This is a genomic window from Streptomyces sp. NPDC101178 (assembly GCF_044767965.1).
Taxonomy (GTDB): Bacteria; Actinomycetota; Actinomycetes; order Streptomycetales; family Streptomycetaceae; genus Streptomyces.
Window position 1 is genome coordinate 867,588 of sequence record NZ_JBIWOZ010000001.1, and the last position, 9,123, is coordinate 876,710.

A 9,123-nucleotide genomic window follows, 5' to 3' on the forward strand; every position below is an offset into this window, starting at 1 on the left:
ATCCCACATCGTGGATGGTGAGTGGCCGCTATGTGGACAGGGCGGGGCGGCCGGGGCTCTCCGGGAGGTAGACCACCGTGGGCGCGCCGGTCTTCGGGTGGGTGCTGACCTCGGCCGCGACACCGTAGACCTCGCCCAGCAGCTCGGCCGTGAGGACCTCCTCCGGGGTGCCGGAGGCGACGGTGCGGCCGTCCTTGAGGACGTACAGGCGGTCGCAGTGGTACGCGGCGAGGTTGAGGTCGTGCAGGGCCAGCAGGTTGGTGGTGCCCAGGTTCCGGACCAGGGAGAGGATCTCCAGCTGGTAGCGGATGTCCAGGTGGTTGGTCGGCTCGTCCAGGACGACCAGCGCGGGCTGCTGGACCAGGGCGCGGGCGACCAGGGCGCGTTGGCGTTCGCCGCCGGAGAGGGAGGCGAACGTACGGGGTTCGAGTGCGGCGATCCCGACCCGGTCGAGGGCCTCGGTGACCAGGGCGGTGTCGGCGGCGTTGTCGGCCTCCCAGAACCGCTTGTGCGGGGCGCGGCCCATCGCGACGACCTGGCCGACGGTGAGTTCGAAGCCCGCGTGGCTCTCCTGCGGGACGGTGGCGATGCGCTGGGCGCGGGCCTTCACCGGGAGGGTGGCGAGGTCGTCGCCGTCCAGGAGGACACGGCCGTGGGTGGGGCGCAGGGTGCCGTAGACGCAGCGCAGGAGCGTGGTCTTGCCGCTGCCGTTGGGGCCGACCAGGCCGACGGTCTCGCCGTCGGCGGCGATGAGGTCGACCGCGTCGACCAGATGGCGGCCTTCGCCGACGCCGTACGAGAGTGCCTCGGTGCGCAGGGTGGTCACGGGCGGGCTCCCTCGGGCGTACGTACGGAGGTCATGCCGGCGCTCCTTCCGGCCGGCGGCGCAGCATCCACAGGAAGAACGGGCCGCCGGTGAGGGCGGTGAGCACGCCTACCGGGATGTCCTGCGGGGCCGCGAGCGTGCGGGCGGCCAGGTCGGCGAGGACCAGGAACACCGCGCCGCCGAGCGCGACCACCGGCAGCAGCGCGCGGTGCGAGGCGCCGACCGCCATCCGGGCCATGTGCGGGACCATCAGGCCGACGAAGCCGATCGCACCGCTGTACGCGACGAGCGCGCCGGTCATCAGCGAGGCGAGGACGAAGACGGCGGCCCGGAAACGGGCGGTGTCCAGGCCGAGGACGGTCGCGCCCTCCTCCCCCACCAGGAGCAGGTCGAGCGGCCGGGCCAGGGTCAGGAGTACGGCCGTGCCGGCGATCAGCGTGACCGTCGGCAGCGCGAGCATGTCCCAGCGGGCGGCGCCGAGGCCGCCGAGCGTCCAGTAGAGGACTTCCTGGAGGTGGTCGGCGCGGGCGGAGGTGACCAGGATCAGGCTGGTGAGCGCGGAGAGGATGTAGGAGACGGCGACCCCGGCGAGGACGAGCCGGTTGGTGGTGAGGCCTCCCCCGCCGCGCGCCAGCGTGTAGACGAGGAGCAGCGAGAGCAGCGCCCCGGCGAAGGCGGCGGCCGGGATCGTGACGGTGGTGGCGAGGGTGGCGCCGATGCCGAGGACGATCACCAGGACCGCGCCGGTGGAGGCGCCGGAGGAGACCCCGAGGAGGAACGGGTCGGCGAGCTGGTTGCGTACGAGGGCCTGGAGGACGGTGCCGATGACGGCGAGTCCGGCGCCGACGACGATGCCGAGCAGGACCCGGGGCAGCCGGACGTCCAGGACGATCGTGCGGAACGGGCTCGCCTCCGCCCGGCCGGTCAGGATGTCGATGACCTGGCCGGGCGGGATGCGGACGGAGCCGAGGGCGAGGGCGGAGACCGCGGCGGCGGCGAGGAGGGCGGCGAGGACGCCGACGACCAGGGTGTAGCGGAGCAGCCGCCGCGGTGCGGGGGTGCGGCAGGTCACGAGGTGGTGGCCGCCGGGTGGAGCTGGGCCGCGAGCTTCTCGACGGCGGCGGGGACGCGGACGCCGAGGACCGCGTCGGAGAGCGGCATGACCGCGAAGCGCTTGTTCTTGATGGCCGGGATGTCGGCGAGGGCCGGGTCGTCGAGGAGGCGCTTCTTCTTCTGGGCGACGGTGGTGGAGCCGTAGTCGTAGATCACGATCGCCTCGGGCTTGCGGGCGACGACGTTCTCCCAGGAGGCGTCGCCGAAGGACTTGTCCAGGTCGGCGAAGATGTTGGTGCCGCCGGCGCGCTTGATCAGCTCGTTGCCGATGCCCTTGCCGCCCGCGGTGAACGCGGTCTTGTCGCCGCTGTCGTAGACGAAGACGGGGAGGGCCTTGAGGTCCTTGAGCTTCTTCGCCGTCGCCGCGTTGTCGGCCTCGGCCTGCTTGATCCAGGCCTCGGCGCGGTCGGTGACGCCGAAGGTGCGGCCGACCTCGCGGATCTCCTCGTAGAGGGTCTCCATCGGGGTGTCGGCCTTGGCGCAGCTCTCGGTGTTGAGCCGGGTCTCGATGCCGGACTTCTTGAACGCCTCGCGGCCACGCCCGTCGCCCGCCGTGAAGGCGCTGCTGTAGCCGCCGTAGACGAAGTCCGGGTTGCTGGCGAGGACCTGCTCGTAGGAGGGGTACTCCTTGGCGATGACCGGGACGGAGGCGTAGTCCTTCGCGTACTTCGGCAGGACCTTGTCGTCGAGGTAGGCGGTGCCGACGAGCGACTTGGTGAGGCCGAGCTCCAGCATGATCTCGGTGACGTGCTGGTTCATGGTGACCACGCGCTTCGGCGGGGCCTGGTACGTGGTGGTGACACCGCAGTTGGTGACGGTGTACGGGAAGCCGTCGCTCTTCGCCGCGGCCTTGTTCCCGGTGGGCTCGTCGCCCTCGGGGGTGGAGCAGGCGGTGAGGGCGAGCGGGAGCAGCACGGCGGCGGCTATGAGCGCGGGGGTGCGCCGGGACATGGCGGGGCCTCTCCGGGGGATTTCCGCGTCCCCTGGTCGGTGCGGAGAAGGCAGCGGGCCAGTTCCTGGCTTCCGGGCCGCCGTCCGGTACGTCGGTACGTACGGGAGGGCTGCCCGGTCACAGTGGCGGGACCGTACCGGATTCGCACCGGCTTCCTGGGTCCCGCTGCCTTGTGTTCGGGTCTGGGGTGCAGTGTGCCAGACCCGTCCGGCGGGTCGGCGGGGCCCCCGGAGGGCGCGCTACCGCTCAGTACGCCGCGACGACCTGCACGTCTTCCTCGGTGATCGCGCCGTCCACGATGCGGTACGAGCGGAACTGGAAGGGGCCGGAGCCGTCGGTGTCGGCGGTGGAGACCAGGACGTAGTGGGCGCCGGGCTCGTTGGCGTACGCGACGTCGGTGCGGGAGGGGTAGGCCTCGGTCGCGGTGTGCGAGTGGTAGATGATCACGGGCTCCTCGTCCCGGTCGTCCATCTCGCGGTAGAGCTTGAGGAGGTCGCCGGAGTCGAACTCGTAGAACGTGGGCGAGCGGGCGGCGTTGAGCATCGGGATGAAGCGCTCGGGGCGCCCGGTCCCGGCCGGTCCCGCCACCACGCCGCACGCCTCGTCGGGGTGGTCGGCGCGGGAGTGGGCGACGATCTGGTCGTGGAGCGCCTGGGTGATGGTCAGCATGGCGCCAGGATAGGCATGCGGGCCCTCGCGTACCGGTGGGTGGTACGGGAGGGCCCGCATGGTGGACGCCGGGGCCGTGGGGGGAGGGTGAGCGGCCGGGGCGTCCGGGAGGAGGGCAGGTCGTGGGTCCGGGTTCGCCGGGCCCGCCCTCGGGGTCGGGTCAGCGCTTGGCGAAGGCGGTGTTCTCCGGGTCGCGCGACTTGAGCACCAGGTAGGAGACGCCGAGGACGAGCGCCCAGAGCGGGGCGCAGTAGAGCGAGATCCTGGCCTCCGTGTCGACCGCCATCATCACGATGACCATGCCGATGAAGGCGAGCGCGAACCAGCTGGTGTACGGGGCTCCCGGCGCCTTGAACGAGGACTGCGGGAGCACGCCCCGGTCGGCGAGGCGGCGGTAGCGGATCTGGCTGATCAGGATCATGATCCAGGCCCACATGCCGGAGATGGTCGCGAAGGAGACGACGTAGTTGAACGCCTCGCCCGGCCACTGGTAGTTGATCCAGACGCCGACGAGCATCAGCGCGGCGGAGAAGGTGGTGCCGACGAGCGGCAGGCCGTTCTTCGTCAGCTTGGTGAAGGCGCGCGGGCCCTGTCCGTTCATGGCCAGGTCGCGGAGCATGCGGCCGGTGGAGTACATGCCGGAGTTGCAGGAGGAGAGCGCCGCGGTCAGGACGACGAAGTTGACGATGGCGGCGCCGATGCCGAGCCCCATCTCCTCGAAGGCCTTCACGAACGGCGAGACGCCCGGCTTGAAGGTGGACCACGGCACCACCGACAGGATCATGATCAGCGCGCCGACGTAGAAGACGGCGATGCGCCACGGCACGGTGTTGATGGCCTTGGGCAGCACGGTCTTCGGGTCCTTGGACTCCCCTGCCGTGACGCCGACGAGCTCGACCGCGAGGAAGGCGAACATGACGATCTGGAGCGTCATCAGCATGCCGCCGACGCCGTTCGGGAAGAACCCGCCGTCGTTCCAGAGGTTCGAGACGGTCGCGGTGTCACCCGCGTCGGAGAAGCCGACGGTCAGGACACCGGCGCAGATGAGGATCATGCCGACGATCGCGGTGACCTTGACCATGGAGAACCAGAACTCCAGCTCACCGAAGAGCTTCACGGAGATCAGGTTGGCGCTGTACAGAATGACGGTGAAGACGAGTGCGGACAGCCACTGCGGAATGTCCCACCAGTACGTCATATAGGTGGCGGCGGCGGTGACTTCGGTGATTCCGGTGACGACCCAGAACAGCCAGTACGTCCAGCCGGTGACGAATCCGAAGAAGGGCCCGATGAATTCGCGGGCGTACTCCGAGAAGGAGCCGGAGACCGGCCGGTACATGAGCAGTTCGCCCAGCGCCCGCATGATGAAGAAGATGACCAGGCCCGCGAGGACGTAGGCCAGGATGAGGCTGGGTCCGGCCCGGTCGATCGCCTTGCCCGCGCCGAGGAAGAGCCCGGTACCGATGGCTCCGCCGATGGCGATCATCTGGATCTGACGGGCGCCCAGACCTCGCTGGTACCCCTCGCCACCGGTCTCGGCCTCCCCGGATCGCGCTCCGGGCTTTCCGCTGTCGGCCTGTCCCTCGTCGACCTGTGCCGATGTCATGTGTGGTGCGCCTTTCTCCACGCCGATCCGCGCCGTCAAGGCTGCGGATCAGGTCCTGATCCCCCCGGATATGGATGGAGTGCCACCGGCGTTCGGCCGGCTTGTGGCGACCCCGGGAACAGGGGTGGCGTCCCCGGGCGATCGTGAAGATTTATCACGGCCGTCACAGGACACCATGGGACATTCTGTGGCGCACCCCACAGATAAAAGCGGACAAGAAACTCCATCCACCACGAATGGCGCTTATGTCTTGGCGGGATCATTACCCGGATCTGAGCGTCCGTTGAGCGAACACGGACGCCTCTCCGATCGGGTCCGGGGGATTACGGCATCAGTGTCTCGACGAGCGTTTCCTGGAGCGCGCCGAGCCAGAGGTAGGCCATCACCATCGGCTTGCGCGGGTCACTGTCCGGGAGCCGGTAGAGCGAACCGTCCTCGCCCTCGTCCTCGTCGGAGACCTCCAGCCGGGTGCCGATGGTGAGGCGCAGGTCGTTGAGCGAGCCGAGCCAGGAGCGGCACTCGACGGCGGTGAGGGTGAGGACGGCTCCGCCGTCGCCGACGGGCGTCAGGGCGTCGAGCGTCCGGACGACCGCGAGGGCGTCCTCGCGCTTGCGGGAGCGCAGGTCGTTCTCGGTGAACCGGCGGAACTCGGCGGACAGCTCCCGCAGCTCCTCCTCCGGCTTCTCCTCGGGGGCCGAGCCGTCCGGGCCGCCGTACGCGTCCGGGAAGAGCCGGGCCAGGGCCGGGTCGGACGGCGGCTTGCTGGGGCCCTCGGCGAAGAGCGCGGCGAGCGGGTCCTCGCCGTCGGCGGGTTCGTCGCCCGGGCCGATCAGTTCGAGCAGCTGCACGGCGAGGGAGCGCAGGATCGAGATCTCGACCTCGTCGAGCGCGACGGCCGCGCCGCCGCCGGGGGTGGCCTCGAAATGGCCGGCCATGGGTTCTCCGATGGTGGGTCGTACGGGGCGGGGTGGCAGGGACGCCGGAGGGGCTGGTCCGGGAGGGGCTAGTTGCGGTCCTGGGTGAGGGTGGCCCACAGTCCGTAGCCGTGCATGGCCTGGACGTCGCGCTCCATCTCCTCGCGGCTCCCGCTGGAGACGACGGCGCGGCCCTTCTGGTGCACGTCGAGCATGAGCTTGTGGGCCTTGTCCTTGGAGTAGCCGAAGTAGGCCTGGAAGACGTAGGTCACGTAGCTCATGAGGTTGACCGGGTCGTTGTGGACGAGCGTCACCCACGGGACGTCCGGCTCGGGGACCGCGAAGGTCTCCTCGGCGGATTCAGGACGTTCGATCTCTACGGGGGTAGCAACGCTCACCTGTCCCATGCTGCCACCCGGGCGGGTCCCGCGCACAAACGGACCCCACATCTCGTCACTTTGACGAATAGGGGGTAGCATCCCAGCCATGAACTCAGCGGACCTCGGGCGACGGGTCGGCGTTCCGTCGACCGCGCTCTTCACCGACCAGTACGAGCTGACCATGGTGCAGGCGGCCCTCAAGGCGGGCACCGCCGGCCGGCACTCCGTCTTCGAGGCGTTCACCCGCCGGCTGCCCGAGGGGCGGCGGTACGGAGTCGTCGCGGGCACCGGGCGGGTGCTGGACGCGGTGGAGAACTTCCACTTCGACGACGAGATGATCGGCTTCCTGCGCCAGCAGCGGATAGTGGACGAGCCGACGCTCGAATGGCTGGCGGGCTACCGCTTCAGCGGCGACATCTGGGGCTACCCGGAGGGCGAGGTGTACTTCCCGGGCTCGCCGATCCTGCGGGTGGAAGGCTCCTTCGCGGAGTGCGTGCTGCTGGAGACGGTGATCCTCTCGATCCTCAACCACGACTCCGCGATCGCGGCGGCCGCCTCGCGCATGTCGGCCGCGGCGGGCGGGCGGCGGCTGATCGAGATGGGCGCGCGGCGGACGCACGAGCTGTCGGCGGTGGCCTCGGCGCGTGCGGCGTACGTCGGCGGGTTCGACGCCACCTCGGACCTGGCGGCCGGGTTCCGGTACGGGATCCCGACGGTCGGTACGAGTGCGCACGCCTTCACGCTGCTGCACGACACCGAGCGGGACGCGTTCCGGGCGCAGGTGGACTCGCTGGGGCGCGGGACGACGCTGCTGGTGGACACGTACGACGTGACCGAGGCGGTGCGGGCGGCGGTGGAGATCGCTGGGCCGGAGCTGGGTGCCGTACGGATCGACTCCGGGGACCTGCTGCTGGTCGCGCACCGGGTGCGGCAGCAGCTGGACGAGCTGGGGGCGACGGGCACGAAGATCGTGGTGACGTCGGATCTGGACGAGTACGCGATCGCCTCGCTGGCGGCGGCGCCGGTGGACGCGTACGGGGTCGGGACGCAGCTGGTCACCGGGAGCGGGCACCCCACGTGCTCGATGGTCTACAAGCTGGTGGCGCGGGCCGGCGGGGCGGTGGGTGCGGAGGCGGAGGCGGATGCTCCGCTGGTGCCGGTCGCGAAGAAGTCGATGGGCGCGAAGTCGTCGGTCGGGGGTCGCAAGTGGGCGGCGCGGCGGGCGGACGCGGGCGGCGTGGCCGAGGCCGAGGTGATCGGGACCGGTGCGGTGCCGGAGGAGCTGGCGGGGCGGGAGCTGCTGGTGGAGCTGGTGCGGGGTGGAGTCGTGGTGGCCCGGGAGCCGTTGGAGGCGGCTCGGGAGCGGCATGTCTCCGCCCGGGCCGGGCTGCCCATGTCGGCGATGCAGTTGTCCCGGGGGGAGCCGGTGATCGGGACGGAGTACGTGTGAGGCCGGGGGCCTCGGACGGGTCCCGGGCCTCGGAAGGTGCGGGAGCCTCGCCGCGCCGGTTCCGTCCTCCAACGCCGGACGGGCTGGGACGGCGCCCGGACGGGCTGGATGGGCGCCAGCGGGTAGGGGTTGATTGTCAGGCCCTAGTCTCTACGCTCGTTGGCATCCCCGTGAACGTTGAACATCTCCGCTCTCTCCCCACCTAAGGACACCCGCCATGCACCGCGCATTGATCGTCGTGGACGTTCAGAACGACTTCTGCGAGGGCGGCAGCCTCGCGGTGGCGGGCGGTGCCGATGTCGCCGCCGCCATCACCGACCTCATCGGTGAGGCCCAGCCCGGCTACCAGCACGTCGTGGCCACCCGGGACTGCCATGTCGACCCCGGTGACCACTTCTCCGAGACCCCCGACTACGTGGACTCCTGGCCGGTGCACTGCGTCGCCGGAACGGAAGGCGTCGGGTTCCATCCGAACTTCGCGCCCGCCGTCGCCTCCGGGGCCATCGACACCGTCTTCGACAAGGGCGCGTACTCGGCCGCGTACAGCGGTTTCGAGGGCGCCGACGAGAACGGGATCGGCCTCGCCCAGTGGCTGCGCGACCGGTCCGTCACCGAGGTCGACGTGGTCGGGATCGCCACCGACCACTGCGTACGGGCCACCGCCCTGGACGCTGCCCGTGAGGGCTTCGTCACCCAGGTGCTGCTCGACCTGACCGCCGGGGTCGCGCCGGCGACCACCGAGAAGGCGCTGGACGAGCTGCGCACGGCGGGCGTGAAGCTCTCCGGGAAGCCCGTCGTGGCCGAGGCCCTGTAGGCCTCCGCAGAGCTCTTACGCCGCCGGACGGGCGGGTCCGGCGTGCCCGGCCGGGCCCAGCAGCGCCCGGATCGGGTGCCACAGCTCCTGGCAGGACTGGAGCGCGAGCGCCGGCTGCGCGGCCGGGCCCGCCTGCGGCGCCGCCCGCCAGAGCAGGCCGTCCGGGTGGTGCAGCACCGCCGTGACCTCGTCCGGCGTCGGCGGCCGGTCGTTGCCGCGCAGGTACACCGCCCGCAGCCCCAGGTTGCGCAGCCTGGTCAGGGCGCGCGCCCGGTTCGCGGCGTGGACCAGGACCCGTACCGGAACGCCCGGATCCGATCCCGTACCGCCCGGTCTGGTGAGGGTCAGGGCCACCACCACCGTGCCGTTCGGCAACCTGCAGAAACCTCCGCCTGCCAT

The 9,123-nt window shown here is 70.9% G+C and carries 10 protein-coding genes and 1 riboswitch; of the genes, 2 read left to right on the forward strand and 8 right to left on the reverse strand.

Annotated elements, in window-relative coordinates; all coding sequences use genetic code 11:
* Positions 1–28 precede the first annotated feature (28 nt).
* The 7 genes from ACIRR8_RS03710 to clpS form a co-directional block, all read right to left on the reverse strand.
* Positions 29–826, reverse strand: a complete 798-nt coding sequence (locus ACIRR8_RS03710; protein ID WP_404058496.1) for an ABC transporter ATP-binding protein — start codon at positions 824–826, stop codon at positions 29–31.
* A gap of 31 nt (positions 827–857) precedes the next feature.
* The gene (locus tag ACIRR8_RS03715; RefSeq protein ID WP_404058498.1) at positions 858–1,898 is read right to left on the reverse strand and encodes a FecCD family ABC transporter permease; all 1,041 of its coding nucleotides are present in this window, start codon (positions 1,896–1,898) and stop codon (positions 858–860) included.
* Positions 1,895–2,890, reverse strand: a complete 996-nt coding sequence (locus ACIRR8_RS03720) for an ABC transporter substrate-binding protein (protein ID WP_404058500.1) — start codon at positions 2,888–2,890, stop codon at positions 1,895–1,897. The genes ACIRR8_RS03715 and ACIRR8_RS03720 overlap by 4 nt, the downstream gene beginning before the upstream one ends.
* Positions 2,891–2,949: 59 nt before the next feature.
* Positions 2,950–3,049, reverse strand: a riboswitch (cobalamin riboswitch).
* 88 nt (positions 3,050–3,137) lie between these two features.
* Complete coding sequence (locus tag ACIRR8_RS03725) at positions 3,138–3,560, reverse strand: Mov34/MPN/PAD-1 family protein (protein ID WP_404058502.1); 423 nt, start codon at positions 3,558–3,560, stop codon at positions 3,138–3,140.
* A gap of 160 nt (positions 3,561–3,720) precedes the next feature.
* Positions 3,721–5,166 carry an amino acid permease gene (locus ACIRR8_RS03730; RefSeq protein WP_404058504.1) on the reverse strand — a complete coding sequence of 482 codons (1,446 nt, stop codon included), beginning with the start codon at positions 5,164–5,166 and terminating at the stop codon, positions 3,721–3,723.
* A gap of 323 nt (positions 5,167–5,489) precedes the next feature.
* Positions 5,490–6,101, reverse strand: coding sequence for a DUF2017 domain-containing protein (locus ACIRR8_RS03735; RefSeq protein WP_404058506.1), 612 nt, complete (start codon positions 6,099–6,101; stop codon positions 5,490–5,492).
* Between the two features lie 68 nt (positions 6,102–6,169).
* A complete protein-coding gene (gene clpS / locus ACIRR8_RS03740; protein ID WP_356754085.1) occupies positions 6,170–6,487 on the reverse strand; it encodes an ATP-dependent Clp protease adapter ClpS in 318 nt (105 codons plus the stop codon).
* A 79-nt stretch (positions 6,488–6,566) separates the two neighbouring features.
* Between clpS and ACIRR8_RS03745 the strand changes: the two genes are divergently transcribed.
* Positions 6,567–7,910 (forward strand): nicotinate phosphoribosyltransferase, encoded by a 1,344-nt coding sequence (locus ACIRR8_RS03745; protein WP_404058509.1) that lies wholly within the window; start codon positions 6,567–6,569, stop codon positions 7,908–7,910.
* 217 nt (positions 7,911–8,127) lie between these two features.
* On the forward strand, positions 8,128–8,724 hold the full coding sequence (locus ACIRR8_RS03750) for an isochorismatase family protein (protein ID WP_404058511.1): 597 nt from the start codon (positions 8,128–8,130) through the stop codon (positions 8,722–8,724).
* Positions 8,725–8,739: 15 nt separating this feature from the next.
* Here the strand turns inward: ACIRR8_RS03750 and ACIRR8_RS03755 are convergent, their stop codons facing one another.
* Positions 8,740–9,123, reverse strand: a complete 384-nt coding sequence (locus ACIRR8_RS03755) for a hypothetical protein (protein WP_404058513.1) — start codon at positions 9,121–9,123, stop codon at positions 8,740–8,742.

Coding starts and splice junctions, on each gene's coding strand:
- ACIRR8_RS03725 (WP_404058502.1), bottom strand. CDS start 3,560: ATGCTGACCATCACCCAGGCGCTCCACGACCAGATCGTCGCCCACTCC.
- ACIRR8_RS03735 (WP_404058506.1), bottom strand. CDS start 6,101: ATGGCCGGCCATTTCGAGGCCACCCCCGGCGGCGGCGCGGCCGTCGCG.
- ACIRR8_RS03750 (WP_404058511.1), top strand. CDS start 8,128: ATGCACCGCGCATTGATCGTCGTGGACGTTCAGAACGACTTCTGCGAG.
- ACIRR8_RS03745 (WP_404058509.1), top strand. CDS start 6,567: ATGAACTCAGCGGACCTCGGGCGACGGGTCGGCGTTCCGTCGACCGCG.
- ACIRR8_RS03730 (WP_404058504.1), bottom strand. CDS start 5,166: ATGACATCGGCACAGGTCGACGAGGGACAGGCCGACAGCGGAAAGCCC.
- ACIRR8_RS03755 (WP_404058513.1), bottom strand. CDS start 9,123: ATGGCAGGCGGAGGTTTCTGCAGGTTGCCGAACGGCACGGTGGTGGTG.
- clpS (WP_356754085.1), bottom strand. CDS start 6,487: ATGGGACAGGTGAGCGTTGCTACCCCCGTAGAGATCGAACGTCCTGAA.
- ACIRR8_RS03720 (WP_404058500.1), bottom strand. CDS start 2,890: ATGTCCCGGCGCACCCCCGCGCTCATAGCCGCCGCCGTGCTGCTCCCG.